General features: G+C 59.7%; 22 protein-coding genes and 1 tRNA gene. 19 read left to right on the top strand and 4 right to left on the bottom strand.

Features of this window, described 5'->3' with window-relative positions; all coding sequences use genetic code 11:
• The first annotated feature begins 7 nt into the window (after positions 1-7).
• The 14 genes from GXM22_RS06185 (at position 8) to GXM22_RS06250 (ending at position 14,519) form a co-directional block, all read left to right on the top strand.
• A complete protein-coding gene (locus tag GXM22_RS06185; RefSeq protein ID WP_035394396.1) occupies positions 8-1,303 on the top strand; it encodes a diaminopimelate decarboxylase family protein in 1,296 nt (431 codons plus the stop codon).
• A 28-nt stretch (positions 1,304-1,331) separates the two neighbouring features.
• Positions 1,332-1,730 carry a hypothetical protein gene (locus GXM22_RS06190; RefSeq protein WP_005933883.1) on the top strand — a complete coding sequence of 133 codons (399 nt, stop codon included), beginning with the start codon at positions 1,332-1,334 and terminating at the stop codon, positions 1,728-1,730.
• A gap of 146 nt (positions 1,731-1,876) precedes the next feature.
• Positions 1,877-2,218 carry a hypothetical protein gene (locus GXM22_RS06195; protein WP_005933882.1) on the top strand — a complete coding sequence of 114 codons (342 nt, stop codon included), beginning with the start codon at positions 1,877-1,879 and terminating at the stop codon, positions 2,216-2,218.
• Positions 2,219-2,270: 52 nt separating this feature from the next.
• A tRNA-Gly gene (locus GXM22_RS06200) sits at positions 2,271-2,345 on the top strand.
• Between the two features lie 126 nt (positions 2,346-2,471).
• Complete coding sequence (locus tag GXM22_RS06205) at positions 2,472-2,831, top strand: type II toxin-antitoxin system RelE/ParE family toxin (RefSeq protein ID WP_099357206.1); 360 nt, start codon at positions 2,472-2,474, stop codon at positions 2,829-2,831.
• Positions 2,828-3,109, top strand: coding sequence for a helix-turn-helix domain-containing protein (locus GXM22_RS06210; RefSeq protein ID WP_035394514.1), 282 nt, complete (start codon positions 2,828-2,830; stop codon positions 3,107-3,109). The genes GXM22_RS06205 and GXM22_RS06210 overlap by 4 nt, the downstream gene beginning before the upstream one ends.
• A gap of 164 nt (positions 3,110-3,273) precedes the next feature.
• On the top strand, positions 3,274-3,984 hold the full coding sequence (pyrH, locus tag GXM22_RS06215; protein ID WP_005933880.1) for a UMP kinase: 711 nt from the start codon (positions 3,274-3,276) through the stop codon (positions 3,982-3,984).
• Between the two features lie 87 nt (positions 3,985-4,071).
• Positions 4,072-4,626 carry a ribosome recycling factor gene (frr, locus tag GXM22_RS06220; protein WP_005933879.1) on the top strand — a complete coding sequence of 185 codons (555 nt, stop codon included), beginning with the start codon at positions 4,072-4,074 and terminating at the stop codon, positions 4,624-4,626.
• A gap of 112 nt (positions 4,627-4,738) precedes the next feature.
• On the top strand, positions 4,739-5,452 hold the full coding sequence (gene uppS, locus GXM22_RS06225; RefSeq protein WP_035394393.1) for a polyprenyl diphosphate synthase: 714 nt from the start codon (positions 4,739-4,741) through the stop codon (positions 5,450-5,452).
• Positions 5,453-5,482: 30 nt separating this feature from the next.
• A complete protein-coding gene (locus GXM22_RS06230; protein ID WP_005933875.1) occupies positions 5,483-6,343 on the top strand; it encodes a phosphatidate cytidylyltransferase in 861 nt (286 codons plus the stop codon).
• Positions 6,344-6,359: 16 nt separating this feature from the next.
• Positions 6,360-7,511 (top strand): 1-deoxy-D-xylulose-5-phosphate reductoisomerase, encoded by a 1,152-nt coding sequence (gene dxr / locus GXM22_RS06235; RefSeq protein WP_099357205.1) that lies wholly within the window; start codon positions 6,360-6,362, stop codon positions 7,509-7,511.
• Positions 7,512-7,520: 9 nt separating this feature from the next.
• Positions 7,521-8,669 (top strand): M50 family metallopeptidase, encoded by a 1,149-nt coding sequence (locus GXM22_RS06240; RefSeq protein WP_099357204.1) that lies wholly within the window; start codon positions 7,521-7,523, stop codon positions 8,667-8,669.
• Between the two features lie 19 nt (positions 8,670-8,688).
• Positions 8,689-9,735 (top strand): flavodoxin-dependent (E)-4-hydroxy-3-methylbut-2-enyl-diphosphate synthase, encoded by a 1,047-nt coding sequence (ispG, locus tag GXM22_RS06245; RefSeq protein WP_005933865.1) that lies wholly within the window; start codon positions 8,689-8,691, stop codon positions 9,733-9,735.
• A gap of 530 nt (positions 9,736-10,265) precedes the next feature.
• Positions 10,266-14,519, top strand: a complete 4,254-nt coding sequence (locus tag GXM22_RS06250; protein ID WP_005933863.1) for a PolC-type DNA polymerase III — start codon at positions 10,266-10,268, stop codon at positions 14,517-14,519.
• A 141-nt stretch (positions 14,520-14,660) separates the two neighbouring features.
• Here the strand turns inward: GXM22_RS06250 and GXM22_RS06255 are convergent, their stop codons facing one another.
• Positions 14,661-16,445, bottom strand: a complete 1,785-nt coding sequence (locus GXM22_RS06255; RefSeq protein ID WP_005933862.1) for a Na/Pi cotransporter family protein — start codon at positions 16,443-16,445, stop codon at positions 14,661-14,663.
• 268 nt (positions 16,446-16,713) lie between these two features.
• Positions 16,714-16,836, bottom strand: coding sequence for a hypothetical protein (locus GXM22_RS15350; RefSeq protein WP_005933860.1), 123 nt, complete (start codon positions 16,834-16,836; stop codon positions 16,714-16,716).
• Positions 16,837-17,100: 264 nt separating this feature from the next.
• Here GXM22_RS15350 and GXM22_RS06265 point away from each other — a divergent pair, with 264 nt between their 5' ends.
• The gene (locus tag GXM22_RS06265) at positions 17,101-17,463 is read left to right on the top strand and encodes a type II toxin-antitoxin system HicB family antitoxin (protein ID WP_035394391.1); all 363 of its coding nucleotides are present in this window, start codon (positions 17,101-17,103) and stop codon (positions 17,461-17,463) included.
• Positions 17,464-17,642: 179 nt separating this feature from the next.
• Entirely contained in the window at positions 17,643-19,118 is a 1,476-nt protein-coding gene (locus GXM22_RS06270; protein ID WP_005933855.1) for an AAA family ATPase, read from the top strand.
• Between the two features lie 171 nt (positions 19,119-19,289).
• On the opposite strand, the gene GXM22_RS06275 is transcribed toward GXM22_RS06270, so the two are convergent.
• Positions 19,290-19,757: a CBS domain-containing protein gene (locus GXM22_RS06275; RefSeq protein WP_005933851.1), complete on the bottom strand. Its 468-nt coding sequence runs from the start codon at positions 19,755-19,757 to the stop codon at positions 19,290-19,292.
• Positions 19,758-20,129: 372 nt separating this feature from the next.
• Here GXM22_RS06275 and GXM22_RS06280 point away from each other — a divergent pair, with 372 nt between their 5' ends.
• From GXM22_RS06280 to GXM22_RS15040, 3 genes are all read left to right on the top strand, one after another.
• Positions 20,130-20,480, top strand: coding sequence for an Asp23/Gls24 family envelope stress response protein (locus GXM22_RS06280; protein WP_005933848.1), 351 nt, complete (start codon positions 20,130-20,132; stop codon positions 20,478-20,480).
• Between the two features lie 28 nt (positions 20,481-20,508).
• Positions 20,509-22,203 carry a DAK2 domain-containing protein gene (locus tag GXM22_RS06285; protein WP_005933847.1) on the top strand — a complete coding sequence of 565 codons (1,695 nt, stop codon included), beginning with the start codon at positions 20,509-20,511 and terminating at the stop codon, positions 22,201-22,203.
• A gap of 270 nt (positions 22,204-22,473) precedes the next feature.
• Positions 22,474-22,611, top strand: a complete 138-nt coding sequence (locus GXM22_RS15040) for a hypothetical protein (protein ID WP_005933846.1) — start codon at positions 22,474-22,476, stop codon at positions 22,609-22,611.
• Positions 22,612-22,769: 158 nt separating this feature from the next.
• On the opposite strand, the gene GXM22_RS06290 is transcribed toward GXM22_RS15040, so the two are convergent.
• The gene (locus GXM22_RS06290; protein ID WP_035394388.1) at positions 22,770-23,159 is read right to left on the bottom strand and encodes a hypothetical protein; all 390 of its coding nucleotides are present in this window, start codon (positions 23,157-23,159) and stop codon (positions 22,770-22,772) included.
• Positions 23,160-23,763 lie beyond the last annotated feature (604 nt).

Raw genomic sequence — 23,763 nt, forward strand, 5'->3', positions numbered from 1 at the left:
GTATATTATGGAAAAGAGACCGTTTCTGACCGAAGAGCAGGCCCAGGAGATCATCCAGGACGTGCCCACCCCGTTCCACGTCTACGACGAAAAGGGCATCCGTGAGAACGCCCGCCGCATCAACAAGGCCTTCAGCTGGAACAAGGGCTTCCGGGAGTATTTTGCCGTCAAGGCGCTGCCCAACCCCATCATCCTGCAGATCCTGAAGGAAGAGGGCTGCGGCGTGGACTGCTCCTCCCTGACCGAGCTGATGCTGAGCGAGGCCTGCGGCTTTACCGGCAGCGATATCATGTTCTCCTCCAACCAGACCCCCGTGGAGGACATGAAGAAGGCATACGAGCTGGGCGCATACATCAACCTGGACGATGCCACCATGGTGGACTTCCTGGACCGTGTGGCCGGGATCCCTGAGAACATCTTCTGCCGCTACAACCCGGGCGGGACCTTCCAGCTGGGCGAGAGCGAGGAGGGCTTCCAGGTCATGGACAAGCCCGGCGATGCCAAGTACGGCATGACCGAGGAGCAGATGATCGACAGCTACAAGAAGCTGATGGCAAAGGGTGCAAAGAACTTTGGCATCCATGCCTTCCTGGCCTCCAACACCATCTCCGATGCCTATTACCCTGAGCTGGCAGGCATCCTGTTCCAGCTGGCAGTCCGTGTGCAGAAGGCCACCGGTGCCCACATCGGCTACATCAACCTGTCCGGCGGCGTGGGCATCCCCTACCGCCCCGACCAGACCGAGAACGACATCATGGCCATTGGCGAGGGCGTGCGCCGGAAGTTTGAGGAGATCCTTGTGCCCGCAGGGATGGGCGATGTGGCCATCTTCACCGAGATGGGCCGCTTTACCACCGGCCCCTACGGTGCGCTGGTGGCAACTGCCATCCACGAAAAGCACATCTACAAGGAGTACATCGGTCTGGATGCCTGCGCTGCCAACCTGATGCGTCCCGCCATGTACGGCGCTTACCACCACATCACCGTGCTGGGCAAGGAGAACGCCCCCTGCGACCACAAGTACGATGTGGTCGGCGGCCTGTGCGAGAACAACGACAAGTTCGCCATTGACCGGATGCTGCCCAAGATCGACATCGGTGACCTGATCTACATCCACGACACCGGTGCGCACGGCTCCGCCATGGGCTACAACTACAACGGCAAGCTCCGCAGCGCCGAGGTCCTGCTCTGCGAGGACGGCTCTCACCGCCTCATCCGCCGCGCCGAGACCCCCCGCGACTACTTTGCAACGCTGGACTTCCTGCCCGCCATGAAGCCCCTGTTCGAGGGCTACGACGACTGAGTCCCCCTGAAAACCTGCGAGGTGTGATATGTTTTTTGGATTCCAGCTTACCTGCGGCCTGATGATGGTCTTTTACGGCTACTCGGTGATGAAGAATCCCCGTGTGTGGGGAGATCAGGGCCGTCAGGCAGTCAAGGCGGAGAATTTCCCGGAATACTGCCGCCAGAACGGCCTGTTCTTCCTGAAGGCGGGCCTGATCATGGCGCTCATCGGCGCGCTGGACGCGCTGGTGAGCCTTTCCGGCGCGCTCTACGTCCTGCTGTATCTGTTCGGGCTGGCGTTCTCGTTCTATCCGCTGGTCAAATGGTGCCGCGAGAACGAGGGCTTCTCCTGGCCCTGGCCCCATGTGGAAAGCGAGAAGAAGCGGATCAAAAAGCTGCGCAGGGAGCAGGAACAGGAGCAGCAGGGCGACTCTGAGAAAAAATAAGAGAGAACCGGAACGCGGCGCTCTCCCTGAAGAAGGGAGGGCGCTGCTTTTGTCTGCTGAAGTTTCGACCCTTGACAGCCGGAGCCGCAGAACCTATAATGAAACCACGATGACCCCTCTTGAAACACATTTGGAGGTACAAAACCATGATCAACTATCCCAAGAATTATGCTCCTCTGGCTGAAGAGGAAATGGAGTACACCAGCGGCGGCCTGTCCATCAACTGGATGGCACTGGGCTCCACCGTTATGGGCCTGGCCACCAGTATGCTGGCCTACCTGAATGTCTCCAACATTGCAGGTGTGGCGGTCCAGCTGCAGAAGAAGGACCCCGAGAAGTACCCTGAGCCGGAAGGCACCATCAACGGCAACCTCATCATCGATTCCACCCTGACCTATTTCTCCAGCGTGGCTGGCATCGGCATGGGCCTGCTGAACATCGCTGCGGGCGTGGGCACCGTCTATCTGGGCATGAAGTCCGGTTCTTAAAAATTAGCACTGGACATTTGAGCCAAAACGTGGTATAATTCTTCCTGCATTCGCGGGCATCGTACATCGGCTAGTATATCAGCCTTCCAAGCTGAGGAGGTGGGTTCGATTCCCATTGCCCGCTCCATGCAGAAAAGGCGCTGATTCGTTCAGAATCGGCGCTTTTTGTTTTGCCTGTAACCCACTTGACAATGGCAGCCTGATCCGCTATACTGAATATAGGATAAAACCACTATTTAATGGAGGCGGCGGCGTGCAGGAATACGAGATCGAATTTTATGACAAAGCCGATGGCTCCGAACCGGCGAAAGAGTTTATTCTGGCTCTGGATGCGAAAATGCGGGCCAAGGTCGTGCGCACGGTCGGGCTTCTCCGGGAGGAAGGGCCTTCACTGCGGGAGCCGTACTCCAAGCATCTGGAGGATGGCATTTTTGAGATCCGCACCAAGTTCGGCTCCGACATTACCCGTGTGCTGTACTTTTTTGTGATCGGCAGAAGGATCATCCTTACGAACGGCTTTGTCAAAAAGACGCAGAAGACACCTGCTTCCGAGATCGCACTTGCAAAGCAGTACCGTGCCGATTATCTCAGCCGAAAGGAGTGCTCGCAATGACCAATTTCAATGATTTTCTCAACGAACAGATGAAAGATCCTGAGTTTAAGGCAGAGTGGGATGCCCTTGACCCCGAATTTGCTGTGATCGAGGCGATCCTTGCCGCCCGGAAGGAAAGCGGACTGACCCAGCAGCAGCTTTCCGAGCGCACCGGCATTGCCCAGACAGACATCAGCAAGCTGGAGCGCGGCAACGGAAATCCTTCGCTTCGCACCCTGCAGCGGCTGGCTGCCGGTATGGGGATGCGGGTCAAGATCGAATTTGTTCCGGCAAAGTGAACCTCCAAGCAGATGGCCTGCGGGCTGTCTGCTTTTTTGATGGGGAGAGCTTGTTCACTTTACCTGTTTACTTTGAAGCGATTTTATAGTAAAATAAGATGAATAAATCAGGGGCAGGGGAAACTCCGGCCTGATGAGAGAAATGATTTAGGTGGTGTATTGATATGGCATTGAAATATCAGCGGATCCTTCTGAAGATCAGCGGCGAGGCCCTGGGCGGCGAAAAGGGCACCGGCTTTGACGAGCCGACCATGGACGCGATCTGCGGCGGCGTGAAAAAGGCCCACGACCTGGGCGTGCAGATCGGCATCGTGGTGGGCGGCGGCAACTTCTGGCGCGGCCGTTCCAGCGGTAAGATGGAGCGCACCCTGGCCGACAAGATCGGAATGCTGGCGACCGTGATGAACGCGCTGGCCGTCTCCGACAAGCTGGAGCAGCTGGGGGTGGAGACCGAGGTGTTCACCTCCATCACCATGCCGCAGGTGGCTCCTGCCTTTACCCGCAAGGATGCCCTGAAGGCCATGGCAGACGGCAAGATCGCCATCTTCGGCGGCGGCACCGGCAACCCCTTCTTCTCCACCGATACCACCACGGCCCTGCGTGCTGTTGAGGTGAGCGCGGACATCATGTTCAAGGCCACCATGGTGGACGGCGTGTACGACAAGGACCCCCACAAGTACCCCGATGCCAAAAAGTACGACACCCTGACCTTTACCAAGGTGCTGGAGGATCGCCTGGCTGTGATGGACGGCACTGCCGCCACCCTCTGCCGCGACAACAAGCTCCCCATCCTGGTTTTTGACCTGGCCGACCCGGACAACATTGCAAAGGCCGTGCAGGGCGAGAACGTTGGCACCCTGGTCTACGAGGGCTGAGCATAGCCCGCATCCCCGTACCATAGAATGGAACAGGCAGCAATTACAGCGCCTGTGCAGAACAATATATAACAGGAGAAAAGGACAATGAGCAGCAACACCAAGGCATTTGAAGAAAAGATGAAGAGCTCCGTGGAGCATCTGGACCGCGAGCTGGCCGCTGTGCGTGCAGGCCGCGCCAACCCCGCCGTTCTGGACAAGGTGAGCGTGGACTACTACGGTGCCCCCACTCCCATCCAGCAGGTGGCCTCTGTGGCCGTGAGCGAGGCCCGCACCCTGACCATTACCCCCTGGGACCGCACCCTGCTGCGCGCCATCAGCAAGGCCATCATGGCCAGCGACGTGGGCATCACCCCCATTGATGACGGCTCCACCATCCGCCTGAACTTCCCGGCTCCCACCGAGGAGCGCCGCAAGCAGCTGGCAAAGGAAGTTGCCAAGCTGGGCGAGGAGGCCAAGGTGGCCGTGCGCAATGTCCGCCGCGACGCTATGGACAAGGCCAAGGCCATGAAGAAGGCCGGTGAGCTGACCGAGGATACCCAGAAGACCATGGAAGAAGAGGTCCAGAAGCTGACCGACAAGTATATCAAGAACATCGACGCAGCCGTTGAGGAAAAGCAGAAGGAGATCATGTCCGTCTGATCGCCGCGGCGAAACGAAATGTGTGAGGTGCCGTGCGCTGGAACGAGTGCGCGGCACTTTTTGCCGAAACCGGGGCAGGGAACCCCCGCCCCGCAAACGCAGGAGAATGATTATGAACCATCCCAAAGAATTTGCCGAGGGCCTTTCCATCGGCATCATCATGGACGGCAATGGCCGCTGGGCCAAGCAGCGGGGCCTGCCCCGCACCGCGGGCCACAAAAAGGGTGCCGCCGTGTTTCAGGATATCGCCAACTACTGCGAGGAGCTGGGCGTTTCGTCCGTGACCTTCTACGCCTTCTCCACCGAGAACTGGAAGCGCCCGCTGGAAGAGGTCTCCGCCATTATGAAGCTGTTCGGCGAGTATCTGCTCAAGGGCTTCAACTATAAGGACCGCAACATCCGCATCAAGTTCCTGGGTGATCGGGCCGCGCTGGATGCAAAGCTCCAGAAGCTGATGAACGAGCTGGAGGAGGACTCCGCTGCCAAGACCGGCATGACCCTGAACATTGCCGTGAACTACGGCGGCCGCCCCGAGATCGTGCGGGCCGCCCGGCAGCTGGCCCAGCAGGTGGCAGAGGGCACCCTCAAGCCCGAGGACATCACCGAAGAGATGATGAGCGACCACATGTATACCGCCGGCCAGAAGGACCCGGATTTCATCCTGCGTCCCTCGGGCGAGAAGCGCCTTTCCAACTTCATGCTCTGGCAGGCCGCTTACGCCGAACTGGTGGAGATGGATGTGCTCTGGCCTGATTTCACCCGTGATGACCTGGATGCCGCCATCACGGAGTTCAACAAGCGCTCCCGCCGGTTTGGCGGCATCTGACCCTTGCAATTCCCAAAAGGAGAAATTTGAATGAAAACTCGTATCATAACCGCAATTGTGGGCATCCTCGTCCTGATCGGGGTGCTGTTCACCTTTGACACGCTGGTGTTCAATTTTGTCATTGCCGCCATTACCCTGATCGCCATCCACGAGGTCTTCAAGGCCCTGGGCTTTGGCAGAAAGGAATGGCCCATGTACGCCGTGTTTGTGCCCTACACCCTGCTGATCATGCTGTCCAGCTATCAGGTGTGGCGGCGGCTGGTCATGCCGGCATCCTTCTTGATGGTGCTGTTCTTCGGCATCTATCTGGTGGTGCGCAACGCACAGGTGGATTTTGCAAAAGCCAGCGGTCTGGTGATGTTTTCCGGCATCGTGATCTTCTGCTTCTACTCCTTTATCCGTTTGAAGGAGCTGCTGCCGGTGGAGACCTACGGCTATGACGCGATGTTCTTTATTCTGCTCATCCTCTGCTTTGCCTGGGGCGGCGATACCTGCGCCTACTTTGCAGGCAGAGCCTTTGGCAAGCACAAACTCTGCCCCGTGGTCAGCCCCAAAAAGACCGTGGAGGGAGCCATTGGCGGCGTGCTGGGCACCATGGTGTTCGGCGTGATCGCCACCGTGATCTACTCCATTGCGGCCAACCGGATGGAGGCGTTCACCCGCACCAACATCGGCGTTTCGATGTACGTGATCATTGCCCTGCTGGCCTGTGTGGCCGCTGTGCTGGGCATCTACGGCGACCTGTTCGCCAGCGTGGTCAAGCGCCAGTGCGGCATCAAGGATTATGGTACCATCTTCCCGGGCCACGGCGGCATTCTGGACCGCTTCGACAGCGTCATGTTCATTGCGCCGTTCGTCACCATGGTGGTCATCGCTGTTTTCTATCACTGAATGCAGGAGGTAGCTTATGTCTAAAAAAATCACGCTGCTGGGTTCTACCGGTTCCATCGGCACCCAGAGCCTGGATGTCATCCGTGCCCAGGGGTATGAGGTGTTCGGCCTTTCCGCCCACAGCCATGTGGAGAAGATCCTGGAGCAGATCGAGGAGTTCCACCCCCGGTATGTCTGCATGACCGACCCCGATGCCGCCGCCCGGCTGGACGCGGCTCTGGCGGGCCGTGCCAACGCCCCCCGGCTGCTGACCGGCCCCGAGGGCCTGAAGGAGCTGGCCGCCATGGACGGACCCGATGTGGTGCTGAACAGTGTGGTGGGCATCGCCGGTCTGGGTGCCAGCCTGACCGCCATTGAGAGCGGCCACGATCTGGCCCTTGCCAACAAGGAGAGCCTTGTCACGGGCGGCCACCTGGTGACCCAGGCTGTGGCAAAGCACGGCGTGAAGCTGCTGCCTGTGGACAGCGAGCACTCCGCCATCTTCCAGTGCCTGCAGGACAAGGAGAGCGCCAAGAGCCTGACCAAGATCCTGCTCACGGCCTCCGGCGGCCCCTTCTTCGGCATGAAGACCGAGGAGCTGCGGGGCAAGACCAAGGCCGATGCCCTCAAGCACCCCAACTGGAACATGGGTGCCAAGATCACCATCGACTCCGCCACCCTGATGAACAAGGGCCTGGAGCTGATCGAGGCGGTCTGGCTGTTCGGCCTGCCCCCCGAGAAGATCCAGATCGTGGTGCAGCGCCAGAGCATTGTCCACTCTGCCGTGCAGTACAGCGATAACTCCATCATCGCCCAGCTGGGCGTGCCCGATATGCGCATCCCCATCCAGTACGCCCTGACCTACCCGGCCCGTGTGCCCGGTGTGGTGCCCGAGCTGGACTTTACCACTCTGAAGCTGCTGACCTTCGATGTGGCCGACGAGGAGACCTTCCGCTGCCTGGCTGCCTGCAAGAAGGCCATCAAGAAGGGCGGTCTGGGCCCCTGCGCCGCCAACGGTGCCAACGAGGAGGCAGTGAAGCTCTTCCTCGAGGATAAGATCGGCTTCCTCGATATCGGCCGACTGGTGGAGGCTGTTGTGGACAGCGACAGCTTTGGCGGCGATTACACCCTGGCCGATGTGTATGAGTGCGACAAGATGGCCCGCGCCTTTGTGAGAGCGCACCTGTAAGGAGAACTGATGTCTTTTATTGTCACCTTTATTGCTGCGGTGTTCGTGTTCAGCGCCGTGATCGCCATCCACGAGTTCGGCCACTTCATGGTAGCAAAGCTCTGCGGTGTGCAGGTCAACGAGTTCTCCATCGGCATGGGGCCGGTGCTGTGCAAGCGGGTGCGCAAGGGCACCCAGTACAGCATCCGCGCCCTGCCCGTGGGCGGCTTTGTGGCGCTGGAAGGGGAGGAAAGCCCCGAGAGCAAGCAGGCGGAGGAACGGTCAAACCCCTCAGCCGCCGATGGCGGCAGCTCCCCTGATAGGGGAGCCCTTGGCATAGCGGAGACTTCCCCCGAGGAGGAAAAGCCTGCTGGTATTCCTCTGAATGAGGCCCCTGTCTGGCAGCGGGCCCTCATCATGCTGGCGGGTGCCGGGATGAACTTTGTGCTGGGCTTTGTGGTCATGGCCATCCTCATCACGGCCCAGAGCGAACCCATCACCAGCAAGGTCCTCTATCAGGTGGAGGAAAACGCCCTCTGCGGCCAGACCGGCCTGCAGGCAGGGGATAAGATCCTTGCGGTGAACGGCCGCCGCTGCTTTGTGGCAAACGATATCCTCTATGAGCTGATGCGCACGGAGGACTACACCGCCGATTTCACCGTTCTGCGGGACGGCAAAAAGGTGGAGCTGCCCGGTGTGCAGTTCGACACCTGGCAGGATGACAAGGGCGAGACCCACATGAGCCTGGGCTTTACAGTCTACGGCATCAAAAAAACACCGCTGAACGTGCTGAAAGAGGCGGGCAACAGCGTGCTCTACTACGGGCGCATCATCTTTGCCTCCCTCTCCGACCTGCTGCGGGGGCGGGAGAGCATCAACGACCTCTCCGGCCCGGTGGGCATCGTAACGGCCATCGGGCAGGCCGCCAGCTACGGCTGGCAGGACCTGCTGGAGATGCTGGCGCTCATCACCGTGAATGTGGGCATCTTCAACCTGCTGCCCTTCCCGGCGCTGGACGGCGGCAAAGTGGTGTTCCTGCTCATTGAGGGCGTGACCGGCCATGCCGTGCCCGAAAAGATCCAGAGCGGCCTGACCGTGGCGGCCTTTGCGCTGCTGTTCGGGCTGATGATTTTTGCAACTTACAACGATATCCTCCGGCTCATTACCGGGGCAATGTGATACGGAAAGGAAAACGACCATGCGGCAGCTGAAACGAGAAGTGAAGATCGGCAATGTGACCATTGGCGGCAACAACCCCATTGCGGTGCAGACCATGCTGAATGTCCCCGTGGAGGACATTGAGGGCAACGTTGCCCAGGCAAAGCGCTGTGAGGCGGCGGGCTGCCAGATCCTGCGTGTGACCTGCCCCAGCGCGGCGGATGCCAAGTGCATCGAGGCCGTGAAGAACGCGGTGAACATCCCCATCGTGGCGGATATCCACTTTGACTACAAGGCAGCGCTGGCCTGCGCCGACGTTGGTGTGGACAAGATCCGCATCAACCCCGGCAACATCGGCGACGACGACCGGGTCAAGGCCGTGGTGCAGGCCTGCCAGCAGAAGAATATCCCCATCCGCATCGGCGTGAACGGCGGCAGCCTGGAAAAGCACATTCTGGCAAAGTACGGCGCGCCCGTGCCCGAGGCCATGGTGGAAAGCGCTCTGTACCATGTCCGCCTGCTGGAGAAGTTCGATTTCAACAACATCGTCATCTCCATCAAGAACTCCAACGTGCCCCGCATGATGGAGGCCTACCGCCAGCTGAGCGCTGTGACCGATTACCCCCTGCATGTGGGCGTGACCGAGGCCGGTACTTACCAGATGGGCCTGCTCAAGAGCGGCATGGGTATTGGCGGGATGCTGCTGGAGGGCATCGGCGATACCATCCGCGTCTCGCTGGCCGCCGAGCCTGAGAAGGAAGTGGAAGCAGGCTACAACATCCTGCGCGCCGTGGGCTTCCCCGTGGCTGGCCCCGAGGTCATCACCTGCCCCACCTGCGGCCGCACCCAGTACCCCTGCACCGAGATCGCCAACGAGGTGGAAAAGCGCCTGCAGGGCTATAAGAAATCCATCAAGGTGGCCGTCATGGGCTGCGTGGTCAATGGCCCCGGCGAGGCCCGCGAAGCCGATATCGGCATTGCAGGCGGCAAGGGCGAGGCTGTCCTCTTCATCCACGGCCAGCCCATCAAGAAGCTGACCGGGGATAATATCCTCGACCAGTTCATGGAGGAAATCTATAAGATCTGAGAGACAACCCTCTCAGTCTCGCTGCGCTCGCCAGCTCCCCCAAAGGGGGAGCCAACGCATCTGCAAGGGGAGAGGGTGCTGATGGTTAAACCTCTCAGCCTTCGCTGACGGTTAAACCTCTCCGTCATCTTCGCTAACGCTCGATGCCACCTCCCCTAGTAGGGGAGGCCTTGGCATAGGGCTCATTTTTCGCAATGATCGCCTATCGGCTCCAAAATGCACTCCTGCCGCAAGGATAAGGCTTTGCGCCAGCAGGGCAAACAGGAGCGAAGCGCCAGACCACGAAAACGCGACGGCCTGCCAAGGGCTCCCCTACTAGGGGAGCTGCCGAGCGTCAGCGACGGCTGAGAGGTTTAACCCCGTCAGCACCCCCTGAAGGTCATGCCGCAATCGCCTCTCCCTTTGGGAGAGGTGGCATCCCGCAGGGATGACGGAGAGGGCGCAGGCGAAGCGCCTGAGAGGTTCAGAAATAACATCAAAAGGAGTAACCCATCGTGACACCACTTGTATCTCAGCTATGGCCGCAGTTCATGGCGGACCCGGATTTCGCGGCCAGTTTCGGGCGCGTGATCGTGGAACATGCCCGGATGCTGCGGCAGGAGCGGCAGGTCGTTTTTACCCTGCGCAGTGCCGCCCCGCTGGACAAGGGGCTGTGCGCCCGGTTGCTGGCCTCCCTGCAGCCGGATTATGAGGGCTTTGAACTGAAGATCGACAACCTCTTTGGCTATGCCACGCTGGACGAAGCCGCCCTGCGGGAGCTGATGGAGGAGATGAAGCGGGACGGCATCCCCATCAACGGTTTTCTGGACCGGTGCCGGATCACCATCACCGGCCAGAACATCACGGTGGGGGTCTGCCACGGCACCAAGTTTTTGCAGGAGATGGAGTTTGAGCGCCTGCTGGCGGACCGCGTTGCCGCCCACACCGGTGTCAGGCCCAAAGTCACCCTGACAAGCGCGGTGGGCGAGGCCGAACAGCGCCAGATGGAAGAAAAGCTGGAGCGCAAGATCGCCCCGCCGGTGGTCAAGTTCGAGAAAAAGAACACCGCCCCCTCCATCAAGGTGGAGGGCCTTGACCTGACCGACAAGCCCGTGACCATTTTCCACGGCAAGATGTTCACCCCCAAGAACCTCACCCCCCTCAAGGACCTGGGCGGCGAGGGCGGCAAGTGCGTGATCTGGGGCGACGTGTTCTTTACCGAGGTCAAGGGCAACTACCGCAAGATCTACACGGTGTCCATCACCGATTACACCGGCTCCATCAACCTGAAGATCCGCGCGCAGGAAGGGGAGGACTGCTCCAAGTGGGAGAACATCCCCAAGGGCACCACCCTGCTGGTGCGCGGCGACTGCACCTACGACAAGTACGAGCATGACTACATCGTCTACCCCTACGATGTCCTGTTCGTGGAACGGAAAAAGCGGGAGGACAACGCCCCGGAAAAGCGGGTGGAGCTTCACCTGCATACCAAGCTGTCCAGCATGGATGCCTTCTGCGACCCGGGCGGCATTGTCAAGCTGGCCCACCGGATGGGCCACCCTGCCATTGCCATCACCGACCACGGTGTCTGTCAGGGCTACCCGGAGGCCATGCTGGCCACCGATGAGATCCACAAGAGCGACCCGGATTTCAAGCTGATCTACGGCTGCGAGGCCTATTTTGTGGATGATATGGTGCCCTGCGTCTACGGCGTGAAGGACCAGCCGCTGGACGGCGAGTTCTGCGTGTTCGACACCGAGACCACCGGCCTGGACCCCGGCGTGGAGTACCTGACCGAGATCGGCGCGGTGATCGTGCGGAACGGGGAAGTGGTGGAGGAGTTCGACACCTTTGTCAAGCCGGGCAAGCCCATCACCCCCAAGATCACCGAGCTGACCGGCATCACCAACGAGATGGTGGCCGATGCCCCCGGGGAAAAGGAAGCGCTGGAAGCCTTTCTCCGGTTCGCGGATGGCCGCATCCTGGTGGCCCACAATGCCCATGCGTTCGATATCCGCTTCCTGAAAGCCGCCGCCAAGCGCAGCGGCATTTCCTTTGAGCCGACCTATATCGACACCCTGACCATGGCGCAGGCCATGTACCCGGGCCTGCACAACTACAAGCAGGGGACCATCAACAAGCATCTGGAGCTGCCCAGCTACGAGGCCCACCGCGCCTGCGAGGACTCCGCCGCGCTGGGCCGCATCTTCTGCGTCATGCTCAGCGACCTTGCCGAGAAAGAGGTCACCACCGTGGAGGGCATCAACACCGGTCTGGGCGGCAACCGGGAGGTGCTGAAAAAGAAGTACTTCCACCTCATCATTCTGGTCAAGAACCAGATGGGCCTGAAGAACCTGTACAAGATCGTGAGCGAGGCCCACGTCAACTACTTCTTCAAGAAGCCCCGTGTGCCCCGCAGCCTGCTGAACAAGTACCGCGACGGCCTGATCCTGACCAGCGCCTGCGAGGCGGGCGAGCTTTACCGTGCCGTTGTGGAGGGGCGCTCCTACGAGGAACTGAAGAAGATCGCCTCCTACTACGACGTGCTGGAGATCCAGCCCCTGGGCAACAACGAGTATATGGTGCGGGACGGCAAGGTGGAGAGCGAGGAAGTCATCAAGGACTTCAACCGCACCATCATCCGGCTGGGCGAGGACCTGCACAAACCGGTCATCGCCACCGGCGACGTGCACTTTACCGAGCCGGAGGATGCCATCTACCGCACGGTGCTGCAGGCGGGCAACGGCTTCAAGGATGCGGACACCCAGCCCCCGCTGTTCTACCGCACCACGGAGGATATGCTGAAGCAGTTCAGTTACCTGCCCAAGGAAAAGGCCTACGAGATCGTGGTGACCAACCCCCGCAAGATCGCGGCCACCATCGACAACAACGTGCGGGCCATTCCGCGCGGCACCTACCCGCCCAGCATCGAGGGTGCGGAGCAGCAGCTGCGCGATGCCACCTGGGAACACGCCAAGCGGGATTACGGCGACCCCCTGCCCAAGATCGTGGAGGACCGCCTGAAAAAGGAGCTGGACTCCATCTGCGGCCACGGCTACGCTGTTCTGTACGTCATTGCCGTCAAGCTGGTGGCCTACTCCAACGCAGGCGGCTATCAGGTGGGCAGCCGTGGCTCGGTGGGCTCCTCTGCCGTGGCCCACTTCTCCGGCATTTCGGAGGTCAACAGCCTGCCGCCCCACTACCGCTGCCCCAAGTGCAAGTACAGCGAGTTCATCACCGACGGCAGCGTGGACGACGGCTTTGACCTGCCCGATAAGGACTGCCCCCACTGCGGCACCCGGATGCTGGTGGACGGCCACGACATCCCCTTTGAGACCTTCTTGGGCTTCTACGGCGACAAGGAGCCTGATATCGACCTGAACTTCTCGGGCGAGTATCAGTCCAACGTCCACCGCTACACCGAGGAGCTCTTCGGCAAGGCCAATGTGTTCAAGGCGGGCACGGTGTCCGGCATTCAGGACAAGACCGCCTACGGCTACGTCAAAAAGTATCTGGAAGCCCGCGGCAAAACCGTCAACCACGCCGAGGAGAACCGCCTGACCCTGGGCTGCACCGGTGTCAAGCGCACCACCGGCCAGCACCCCGGCGGCATGGTCGTTGTGCCCGACACCTACGAGATCTACGATTTCTGCCCCATCCAGCACCCGGCGGATGATGTGGCGGGCGGCCTGCTCACGACGCATTTCGAGTTCAAGTACCTCCACGACACCCTGCTCAAGCTGGACGAGCTGGGCCACGACATGCCCACCTTCTACAAGTATTTTGAGGAGTACACCGGCATCCCCGTGGACAGCATCCCCATGAACGACCCCCGGGTGTACAGCCTGCTCACCAGCCCGGAGGAGCTGGGCGTGACCCCGGAGCAGATCGACAGCCAGACCGGCACCTTTGGCATCCCGGAAATGGGCACCAACTTCGTGCGCGGAATGCTGGTGGAGGCCCGGCCCCGGAACTTCTCGGAGCTGATCCAGATCTCGGGCCTGTCCCACGGCACCGATGTCTGGACCGGCAACGCCGACGAGCTGATCCGCAGCGGCACCTGCACCATCGCGGAGGTCATCGGCTGCCGTGACAGCATCATGCTCTACCTGCTGCGCAAGGGGCTGGAGCCCAAGATGGCCTTTGATATCATGGAGGCTGTACGTAAGGGCAAGGTGGCCAAGGGCGGCTTCAAGCCCGGCTGGGAGGAAGCCATGCGGGAGCACGAGGTGCCGGACTGGTACATCGAGTCCTGCCGCAAGATCAAGTATATGTTCCCCAAGGCCCACGCTGTGGCCTACCTGATGAGCGCCATCCGGCTGATGTGGTTCAAGCTCTACCGCCCGGCAGAGTTCTACGCCGTTTACTTCACCGTGCGCGGCGATGATATCGACTATGAGGCCGCTGTGGGCGGTGCGGCTGTGGCCCGCGCCCACATGGAGGCGGTGAAGCGCCGCCTGAAAGAGGAGAAGAACGCCAAGGACGAGGACGTGCTGGTCAGCCTGCAGCTGGTCAACGAAATGCTCTCCCGCGGGTATGCGTTCCTGCCCATCGAGCTGGGCAAGAGCCGCGGCAACAAGTATATCGTGGAGGATGGCAAGGTGCGCCTGCCCTTCTGTGCCCTGAAAGGCGTGGGCGGCACTGCCGCCGCCTCGCTGGAGCGGGCCACCATCGACGGGCAGGAGTATATCTCCGTGGAGGAACTCCAGCAGGCCACCGGCGTGACCAGCGCCGTGCTGGAAAGCCTGCGCAGCGCCGGTGTGCTGGCAGACCTGCCCGAAAGCAGCCAGGTGAGCTTCTTCTGACCCCTTGAATTTTGGGGGGAGGCAGGCTCAGGCTCCGAATCGTTCATCAAGTGCAACAAAAAATCCCCTGCCAATATCCGGCAGGGGATTTTTGAGTTGTGTGGTGCAGCAGCTGCTTTCCTTGCAGATGCATTGGCCCCCTTACGCTTCCTTTTCCATAGCGGCCAGCGGGGTAAGGTACTCCTTGCAGCACTCCTCGTACATGAGGGAGTATTCCTTGCTGGGGTTGTGGTGCATCAGGCTCTTGAGGGTGTGGGAATCGTAGTCATCGCCCTCGCTGGTGCCCACCAGACGGGCCGCCACGTTGGAGCAGTGGTCGGAGATGCGCTCCACATTGTTCAGCACATCCAGGAACACCACGCCGGTATCAATGGAGCAGATGCCGTCCTTCAGGCGCTTGATGTGGCCGTCGCGGAGCTTCTCCACCAGAATGTCGATGACCTCTTCCAGCGGCTCCACCTGACGGGCCAGCGCGATGTCATCGTTCTCAAAGGCATCGTTGGTGCGGGTCAGAATCTGCTCCAGCGCGGAATCCAGCAGCTTCAGCTCGTTCTTGGCAATGTCGCTGAAGGAGGCCTCTTTCTCGTAGAGCTCCACGGCCTTTTCCTGAATGTTCACGGCGTAGTCGCCGATGCGCTCGAACTCGGTGACAAAATTCAGCAGCTCGGTCACGGCGTGGCTCTCGTCGTCGCCCAGCTCCTGGTCAGTCATCTTGATGAGGTAGTTGGAGATCTCCACCTCCATCCGGTCAATGAGGTTCTCCCGCACATTGATGGCGCTCACCACGTCCTCATCCATCTTGAGCAGCAGGGGAGTGGAGAGGCTGACGTTGCGGGCGGCACGGCGGGACATCTTAACCACGGCGCTCTTGGCCTGCTGCAGGGCCACGGCCGGGCTCTTGAACAGACGCTCATCCAGCACGGGCATACTCATCTCCTGTGCTTCCTCGGCACTGTTGGGCACGGTGAGCATGGCCAGCTTGGAGAGCACACTGCTGAAAGGCAGGAACAACAGCATGGCCGCCACACTGGAAAGGGTGTGGATGTTTGCAATGGTGCTCTTGTTCATTACGTCGCCCCACACCGGGATGCCGATGGTGTACCGCACGGCGTAGATGGCACCCAGCAGCACAAAGCTGCCGATGATGTTGAAATACAGGTGGATCAGGGCGGCGCGCTTGCCGTCCTTGGAGGAGCCGCCGATGGTCAGCAGCGGGGTAAAGGCGGTGCCGATGTGGGCACCCAGAATGATGGGGATGGCGCTGCCAAAGGTGACAAGGCCGGTGCTGGACAAGGCCTGCAGGATACCCACCGAGGCCGAGGAGGACTGGATGATGACGGTGACGACCATGCCCACCAGCACGCCCAGCACGGGGTTGGTCATGCTGACGAACAGCTCCTGAAAGGCTGCGCTCTCCCGCAGAGGGGACACGCCGGTGTCCATCAGGCTCATGCCCGTGAACAGGATGCCGAAGCCCAGCATGATCTGGCCGATGTTCTTCTTTTTGGCGTTGCGCAGGAACACATAAAAAATGCAGCCGACAAATGCCACCACCGGCGCAAACGTCTTGGGCTGGATGAGGGTCAGCAGAAGGCTTTCACCCGAGATATCCGCCATGCGGATGAGCTGACCGGTGACCGTGGTACCAATGTTTGCACCCATGATGACACCCACCGACTGCGTCAGGGTCATAATGCCAGAGTTGACAAGGCCGACACAGATGACGACTGTGCCTGCGGAGGACTGGATCACGCCGGTGATGAGGGTGCCGAAAATGACACCCTTGATGGTGGAGGAGGTCAGCTTTTGCAGCACGCCCTGCATCTTGCCGCCCGCCAGCTTTTCCAGGCCGGCACCCATGATCGACATACCATAGAGGAACAGCGCAATACCGCCCAACAATGAGGTGATGTGTGTGATATCCATCTCGATACTCCTAAAAACTTCCTTTTGCTCTTACAACAAACCAAGGACGGCCGCCCGGGGCTTCCTGCCCTGAACGCCGTCCTTTTTATTATAGCATTGAACTCCCCCGGACAACAAGCGTTATTTTACATGTTTTTTGCATTTTTACTGCATTTCCGCGCCGCTTTGTCCTTTTGTCAACTGTTCTTTTCTTATATTTTACAGGTATTTTACATTTGAGCTTTCCCTGCGCGCTCCTGACATGCTTCCGGGAACTGCCGGGAATGTGTCATGCGGCCTCGTCCAGCTCCTCCATGGCTTCCCGCACCGTGTCCGCCGAGAAGAGGAACACCCCGCCCTGGGTATAAACCTCCACATGGCCGCCTACAGATCGGATCTCGTACTCACTCATGGTGTTCCCTCCTGTTCCTGCAGCCCGCCTCCGGGCCGCTCCTGTTTTGTTCGACAAGAGGAGTATACCAGATGCGGGGTACGATAAGGGGGACTTTCAAGCAGTCCGCTTGACTTTTTTCATAAGCCAGCATATAATGAATATGACACCACATACGACACCACAAAGCAAACTGTATGCCCATTACGATACCCAAGCACGAACCGATCAAGAAAGTATATGTGGAAATGGTGCGTCAGATCGTAGAGAGTGAGGCGAAAAACGATGAAAACGCTGAATGAATATCTGGCTCTTCCGTATCGGATGGAGATTGTAGAGGACAGGGAAGAGGGCGGCTATGTTGTCTCCTATCCCGATCTGCCGGGGTGCCTGACCTGCGGCGAGACCATTGAAAGCGCTGTGGAGAATGCTCGGGATGCTAAGAGGGTCTGGCTGGAGGCCGCACTGGAAGAGGGCGTATCCATTCCGATGCCGGACAGTCTGGAGGATTACTCCGGGCAGTTCAAGCTCCGCTTGCCCCGCAGCCTGCACCGCGCTCTGGCGGAGCACTCCCAGCGGGAAGGCATCAGTATGAATCAGTACTGCGTTTACCTGCTGGCAAAAAATGATGCCCTGCACGCAGGGTAAAAGGAAAGCTTTCCGGCCCTTCGCTCTGGTGAGCGGGGGCTTTTCTTATTTTCTCCCTCTTTTTTCGCATTTTTCGCGCGAAAAATCGCCGGAACATACTCGTTGACGATACAACCAAAAGATGTTACACTTTGGGTAACAAAACAACGCTGTGTAATGCAAAAGAAAGAGGTGTTTCCATGAACGAAATGAAGGAAGCAGTGGGGAACTGGCGGGAGGCAAAGCAGTTCAGCCCGGCGGACGAGAACGATTTCCTGCGGTGGCTGGACAAGGCCGACACTGAGGAGAAGCTCTTTTCCCGGCTGACCTTCTGGTTTACCTTCCGGGGCCTGCCTGCGGACCAGAACCAGCGGTATCATCTGGTGCAGGAGCGGGCCCGGGAACTGCGGCTCTGGAACGGGCTGGAGCTCAAGCTCCGGCGCTGGCAGGACCGCGTGGCCGACGAGTACGAGCAGATCGGAAAGGAGGCGTTCGCGGCCCGCATCGGCGAGGACTACGCCGATTACATCAACAGCCTGACCGACCCGGAGGCCGCCCCGCAGCAGGCTGCCCCGGAGCCGGAGACCGCAAAGCCTGCCGGGGTGCAGGCGTGGTCGGCCCGGGAGCTGTCTGAAATGGTGCTGCCGCCCATCCGCCATGTGGTGGAGGGCCTGCTGCCCATGGGCATGGGGGTGCTGGTGGCAAAGCCCAAGTTGGGCAAGAGCTGGATGGTGCTGGACCTCTGCCTTGCCGTGGCACAGGGGGAGCCGTTCCTGGGGTTCCCCACCCAGCAGCACGGCACGCTCTACCTCGCCCTGGAGGACGGCAAGAGCCGGATGCAGACCCGCCTGCGCCGCTTGCTGGAGGGCAGGCCCGCCCCGGCTAACATGCACGTTATGTTTCAGGCCCAACGGCTGGGCGAGGGCCTGCTGGAAATGCTGGGGGAGTATCTGGATGCCAACCCGGACATCCATCTGGTCTGCATCGATACCTTATCCAAGATCAAGCCCAAGGCAAAGCCCTTTGAGAATGCCTACGATGCCGACTACGACTACATGGGCAGGCTGAAGGCCTTTGCCGACAGCCGGGGCATCTGCGTGCTGCTGGTGCACCACACCCGCAAGAGCAAGAACCCCGAGGACAGCTTCGACAACATCAACGGCTCCACCGGCATCCTGGGTGCGGCGGATTTCACCATCGTGCTGGACAAGCAGAGCCGGATGGACGATGAAGCAGGCTTTCTGCTCACCGGCCGCGACATCGAGCAGTGCGAGCGGGTCATCCGCTTCGATAAGGCCCGCTGCCGCTGGGTCATGCAGGGCACGGCGGCCCAGCTGGCCGCGCAGCGCCGGGTGGCCGAGTATGAGGCAGAGCCCATCGTCAAGACCCTGCGGGTGCTCTTGCAGCAGGGGGATGGAACGTGGAGCGGCTACTCCAAGAACCTGATGGAGATGGGCCAGCGGTACGCCCATACCGAGCTGGCACCAAATCTGCAAATGCTTTCAAAGCGTATTCAGGAGCTGCAACCTATGCTTTGGGAACGAGATACTATTAGATATTGGTATAACAGCAATGGAAACGCTGGGAGAAAGCATAACTTTCGACAGGAACGAGCCGATAACAATGCTTCGGTTCCAGTGTCTGCACAGTTATCGTTAAGACATAATTATCATTGATATCATTGGTTATCATTGATTGTCATTGACTGGTGGCAATGAAGAGCAATGATTTCAATGACTTCAATGATGAATGTTAGTATAACGAGAAAAAGCCCTGCGCAATGCCAAGGGCTCCCCCTTCGGGGGAGCTGGCAAAGCCGCAAGGCTTTGACTGAGAGGGTGAGGGCCTTACCCTCCCGCCGCAAGGCTGCCCTTGGGGCAGGCATCCGGGGAGCTCTGGGCCTTCCGGGCCTCGGTGCGGGCCTTGTCGTAGCAGTAGCGGATGATGGCCTGCCGCCGCACGATGCCGATAAAGATGCCCCGGTCGTCCACCACGGGCACAAAGTTCTGGTTCATGGCCGCTTCGATCAGCTGGTCCATGCTGGTGGTGACAGTCACGGCCTTGTAATCCCGCTTGTGGGCAAAGCTCGAGATGGGCACATCCTCGGCGGCTTCAATGTCCAGCCCGTGCTGCTGTTTCAGCCCCCAGAGGATATCCCCCTCGGTCAGGGTGCCCACATACTCGCCCTTGCGGTTGAGCACCGGGATGGATGCGTAGCGGTTGTTCTCCCATTTTTCCAGCGTCTGCCGCAGGGTGAAGTCATCGTAGACATACATCAGGTCCTGCTTGGGGGAAAGGAAAAACAAAATGTTCATCAAACAGCTCTCCAATCGTTATCCTATCGTAAACAGTGGTTCTGCCGTAAGGGCGCAGCTCCCGTTCCTCTGCTTTGATTTTAGCACTTTTCCACAGGCGGATAAAGTCAAAAATCATACTTTTTAGAATTTATTCACAGTCGCGCCCGGCCTTTTTGCAAAACATGCAGGAAAACCGTGCACAGGGCAGGGTTTTGTGGTATAATAGGAACACGAATCGGCTCACATTGCCCGCCCTTTGGAAATTGTGCTGTACACAGGGCGTGGGAAGTTGTATAATAAGGATACCGATTCCTTTCCCGGTATGCGGCGGGTTTGCCGCGGCAAGCCGGGCCACCCCAACAAGATTTCAAATAAAGGAGCAGAGCGACTATGATCACTTCCCGTTTCCCGCTGGGAGATGTCAGCTTTTCCGCCGAGTACTTCTCTACGCTGGTAGGCGAAGCAACCAAACAATGCTACGGCGTGGCCGCAATGACCCCCCGCGACCTGACCGACGTGGTCAAGAGCGTGGTGCGCGGCAACGATTACTCTGAAAAGGGCGTTCGTGTCACACAGGAAGAGGGCCGTCTCGTGATCGAGCTGCACATTGCCGTCAGCTATGGGCTCAACATCTCCACCGCCGCGCGCAGCATCTCGCACCGCGTCAAGGACGAAGTGGAGCAGGCCACCGGCCTGAAGGTTGCCCGTGTGATCGTGTCGGTGGACGACGTGATCGCCTGATGGAACTTTTTATTAAGGAGTAAGGACAATGATTTCTGGTAAGATCCTGCGCGACGCGATCATCTCCGGCGCGAACAACATCAACAACCAGCGCTCCCGTGTGGACGAGCTGAACGTTTTCCCCGTGCCCGATGGCGACACCGGCACCAACATGGGCATGACGGTGGGTGCCTCCGTGGCAGAGCTGAACGCGCTGGACGACGGCTGCACCGTGGGTGAGGCCGCCAAGACCGCTGCCTCCGCCATGCTGCGCGGTGCCCGCGGCAACTCCGGCGTGATCACCAGCCTGCTGTTCCGCGGCTTCTCCAAGGCGCTGGAAGGCAAGAAGGAGGCCGACACCGCCGACATCATCGCCGCCCTGAAAAAGGGCGTGGAGGGTGCCTACAAGGCCGTGATGAAGCCCACCGAGGGCACCATCCTGACCGTTGCCCGGGTGGCCAGCGAGGAAGCTGCCGCCTGCGGTGCCGAGGAGATCCCCGCCCTGTGGGATGTGGTGATGACCGCAGGCCAGAAGGCGCTGGAGGATACCCCCAACCTGCTGCCCGTGCTGAAAAAGGCCGGCGTTGTGGACGCAGGCGGCCAGGGCATTATGATCATCTTTGAGGGCATGGGTAAGGTGTTCCACGGCGAGCCCATGGTGGCCGGCGGCGAGGGCACCCCCAACAAGGCCAAGCTCTCCACCGAGAACGCAGGCAAGGGCGTGTTCACCGACGACCTGATGAAGGTGGAGGACATCAAGAACGGCTACTGCACCCAGTTCCTCATCAACAAGTACGAGGGCGCAAGCGCCGCAAAGATGCGCGCCTTTGCCGAATCCAACGGCGACAGCGTGGTCTGCATCGAGGATGACGATGTCATCAACCTGCATGTCCACACCGCTGACCCCGGCAAGATCCTGAGCGAGGCCATCAAGTACGGCTACCTGACCAACTTCAAGATCGAGAACATGCACGAGCAGTTCCTGGCCCGCCAGAAGCAGGGCAAGAGCCTGGAAAAGCAGGCCTCCGCTGAAAAGGCTCCCGCACAGGCCAGCGAGTTCGTTTACGCCGCAGTGGACCCCAGCCGTGACTACGGCTTTGTGGCCGTTGCCGCCGGTGAGGGCCTGAAGGCCGTGTTCACCGACCTGGCTGCGGACGCTGTCGTCTCCGGCGGCCAGACCATGAACCCCGCCACCGAGGACATCCTTGCCGCCATCCAGAGCGTGCCCGCCAAGACCGTGTTCGTGCTGCCCAACAACAAGAACATCATCATGGCAGCGGAGCAGGCCCAGAAGCTGGCTGACCGTCAGGTGATCGTTCTGCCCACCCGCACCGTGCCCATGGGCATCACCGCGCTGCTCAACTTCGACCCCTCCGCCAACGCTGAGACCAACACCATCAACATGATGGCCGCCGCCGACAAGGTCAGCACCGGCCTCATTACCTACGCTGCCCGCGACAGCGAGTTTGACGGCAAGCGGATCCGGAAGGGCGAGATCATGGCTCTGGAGAACGGCAAGATCGTTGCCACCTCCACCGACCTGACCAAGGCCACCTACCGCCTGGCCCGCAGCATGTGCAAGAAGGACTCCAGCTTTGTCACCATCATCTCCGGCTGCGATGTCTCCGACGAGGAGGCCGAGAAGCTGACCGAGATCGTCAAGGCAAAGTGCCCCAACCACGTTGAGGTCAGCCACATCCGCGGCGGCCAGCCCGTATACTATTATATGATCAGCGTGGAGTAAAATTGCACTCCGGCTGAAACAGAACCGCAAAACAACCCCCTGTACCAGACCATGGCACAGGGGGTTTGTTGATTGCACATTGTCAGTTTCTATGCTATACTGTAGCTAATGCTGGAAACAGCAGGAGAAAAGCGCTGTCTGCAATGCAGGTGGTCAACTTCGCGCTCCCGAATGCCTATTTTCCGGAAGGAAGCCAGGCGGATGGGAACGGAACTTTTTTGAATTGGATCCTTTCCCGGAGCCGCCTGTCGGCGAAGGGAGGGATGTCGGATGACTCTGACAGAAGTTTGCGCGGTACTGACGGTAGCAATTGCTCTTTTGAGCCTGCTCGTCTCAGTTGCGAAAGCTGCATTTGATGCTGGCTGGAAAATTTCTCACGAGAAGAACGATAAAAGCAAAAAAGATTGACCGCCCCCAGTCTCACAAACTCGGCGGTCAATCTTTTTGACTTAAAAGGGAACGTGGAGCTGGCCATATTGCGGCCAGCGCTCTTTCTGTTCATAGTATAGTTGATTTGCGATGGTTTGTCAAGTTCACGCTGGGGGCCGCAATCCGGACGGAGCGGTTCACCCGCCCAGGTCCTCCAGCACCTCCTGCAGGGCGGCATCTCCCGTCACTGTCATGCCCTGCTTGACACGCAGCGCGTCATTCTCTGGCAGGAGATTGACGTAAATGCCTGTCTGCCGGGCAAGGCGGGTGGGGGAGCCATCCGGCCCGCAGGTGTAGACGGCTACCATGCCGCCCTCGTCCCGGAGCAGGTATTGGGTGGGCTGGCCGGTGTCGGGCAGAGTCTGGGCCGCAAGGCTCGGCTCGGAGGGCACCGGCGTTTCGGCGGCGCTGTCCGCTCCCGGTGCAGGGGAGGGAAGCGCCAGCCGGGGCAGGGCCATCCAGAACAGGCTGAAGGCGATGGCAAAGGCGCACAGGGCGTAAAACAGGCAGAGAACTACTTTCCGCATGGAGAAAATCACTCCTTTCCAGCGGGTCTTTCCAGCGGTAGTATGCGCAAAAATGCCGCCCCTGAGACAGAAGTGCACAATTTTCACACCGGAATGCTGTACTTTACGGGGGGAAGTGTGCTATACTAGCAGTATCTGATTAGAAATAGGGGCGGCAGGCCCACGGCAAGGCCTGCCTTTGTCCAACCTTTCAGCTGTAAGCAGCCGATAACGGGGTTAAACCTCTCAGCCGTCGCTGACGCTCGGCAGCTCCCCTAGTAGGGGAGCCCTTGGCAGGCCGTTGCGTTTTCGTGGTCTGACGCTTCGCTCCTATTTGCCCTGCTGGCGCAAAGTCTTACCCTTGCGGCAGGAGTGCGTTTTGGAGCCGATAGGCGATCATTGCGAAAAATGAACCCTATGCCAAGGCCTCCCCTACTAGGGGAGGTGGCATCGAGCGAAGCGAAGATGACGGAGAGGTTTAACCGTCAGCGAAGGCTGAGAGGTTGTACCAAGGCGAGGCCTGACCCCGAAGCGATAACGGCAAAGAGGCTATGCGGGACAGTGTCCCGCTCCATAAGCGATACCACCACGTCAGGAGGCGATCCTTATCTCAAACGAATCGAGA

The sequence above is a fragment of the Faecalibacterium duncaniae genome, assembly GCF_010509575.1.
GTDB lineage: Bacteria > Bacillota > Clostridia > Oscillospirales > Ruminococcaceae > Faecalibacterium > Faecalibacterium duncaniae.

Excerpts from the sequence above, each read along its gene's own strand:
- GXM22_RS06185 (WP_035394396.1), top strand. The coding sequence starts at position 8 with ATGGAAAAGAGACCGTTTCTGACCGAAGAGCAGGCCCAGGAGATCATC.
- GXM22_RS06190 (WP_005933883.1), top strand. The coding sequence starts at position 1,332 with ATGTTTTTTGGATTCCAGCTTACCTGCGGCCTGATGATGGTCTTTTAC.
- GXM22_RS06195 (WP_005933882.1), top strand. The coding sequence starts at position 1,877 with ATGATCAACTATCCCAAGAATTATGCTCCTCTGGCTGAAGAGGAAATG.
- GXM22_RS06210 (WP_035394514.1), top strand. The coding sequence starts at position 2,828 with ATGACCAATTTCAATGATTTTCTCAACGAACAGATGAAAGATCCTGAG.
- pyrH (WP_005933880.1), top strand. The coding sequence starts at position 3,274 with ATGGCATTGAAATATCAGCGGATCCTTCTGAAGATCAGCGGCGAGGCC.
- frr (WP_005933879.1), top strand. The coding sequence starts at position 4,072 with ATGAGCAGCAACACCAAGGCATTTGAAGAAAAGATGAAGAGCTCCGTG.
- uppS (WP_035394393.1), top strand. The coding sequence starts at position 4,739 with ATGAACCATCCCAAAGAATTTGCCGAGGGCCTTTCCATCGGCATCATC.
- GXM22_RS06230 (WP_005933875.1), top strand. The coding sequence starts at position 5,483 with ATGAAAACTCGTATCATAACCGCAATTGTGGGCATCCTCGTCCTGATC.
- dxr (WP_099357205.1), top strand. The coding sequence starts at position 6,360 with ATGTCTAAAAAAATCACGCTGCTGGGTTCTACCGGTTCCATCGGCACC.
- GXM22_RS06240 (WP_099357204.1), top strand. The coding sequence starts at position 7,521 with ATGTCTTTTATTGTCACCTTTATTGCTGCGGTGTTCGTGTTCAGCGCC.
- ispG (WP_005933865.1), top strand. The coding sequence starts at position 8,689 with ATGCGGCAGCTGAAACGAGAAGTGAAGATCGGCAATGTGACCATTGGC.
- GXM22_RS06250 (WP_005933863.1), top strand. The coding sequence starts at position 10,266 with ATGGCGGACCCGGATTTCGCGGCCAGTTTCGGGCGCGTGATCGTGGAA.
- GXM22_RS06255 (WP_005933862.1), bottom strand. The coding sequence starts at position 16,445 with ATGGATATCACACACATCACCTCATTGTTGGGCGGTATTGCGCTGTTC.
- GXM22_RS15350 (WP_005933860.1), bottom strand. The coding sequence starts at position 16,836 with ATGAGTGAGTACGAGATCCGATCTGTAGGCGGCCATGTGGAGGTTTAT.
- GXM22_RS06265 (WP_035394391.1), top strand. The coding sequence starts at position 17,101 with ATGAAAACGCTGAATGAATATCTGGCTCTTCCGTATCGGATGGAGATT.
- GXM22_RS06270 (WP_005933855.1), top strand. The coding sequence starts at position 17,643 with ATGAACGAAATGAAGGAAGCAGTGGGGAACTGGCGGGAGGCAAAGCAG.
- GXM22_RS06275 (WP_005933851.1), bottom strand. The coding sequence starts at position 19,757 with ATGAACATTTTGTTTTTCCTTTCCCCCAAGCAGGACCTGATGTATGTC.
- GXM22_RS06280 (WP_005933848.1), top strand. The coding sequence starts at position 20,130 with ATGATCACTTCCCGTTTCCCGCTGGGAGATGTCAGCTTTTCCGCCGAG.
- GXM22_RS06285 (WP_005933847.1), top strand. The coding sequence starts at position 20,509 with ATGATTTCTGGTAAGATCCTGCGCGACGCGATCATCTCCGGCGCGAAC.
- GXM22_RS15040 (WP_005933846.1), top strand. The coding sequence starts at position 22,474 with ATGACTCTGACAGAAGTTTGCGCGGTACTGACGGTAGCAATTGCTCTT.
- GXM22_RS06290 (WP_035394388.1), bottom strand. The coding sequence starts at position 23,159 with ATGCGGAAAGTAGTTCTCTGCCTGTTTTACGCCCTGTGCGCCTTTGCC.